A 255-nucleotide genomic window follows, 5' to 3' on the forward strand; every position below is an offset into this window, starting at 1 on the left:
GGCGTTGCGAGTGCCGATTCGATGCGGTGTTGCGCGAACGGATCGGCCGCGTCGATGTAGCGCATCGCAGAGCGCACGTCTTTCCAGCCAACGTACTGCATCAGCATTTTCAGATCCCAGCCGTTCGAGTTGGCCCACGTTGCGAAGCCCCGCCGTAGTGAGTGACTGCTGTAGCTGTCCGGCACGGCCAGGCCTGCCGCATGGAAAAGCGCACGCAACAGAGGCACGAAGCTGCCCGCATGCAGTCCCTCGTCG

General features: G+C 63.1%; 1 protein-coding gene. It reads right to left on the bottom strand.

What is annotated here, in order from left to right:
* Positions 1-255, bottom strand: a 255-nt coding sequence (locus VSR68_RS42705) for a tyrosine-type recombinase/integrase (protein ID WP_342945399.1), incomplete at both ends; no start/stop codon positions are given.

Source organism: Paraburkholderia phymatum, assembly GCF_038900715.1.
GTDB classification, from domain to species: Bacteria; Pseudomonadota; Gammaproteobacteria; order Burkholderiales; family Burkholderiaceae; genus Paraburkholderia; species Paraburkholderia phymatum_A.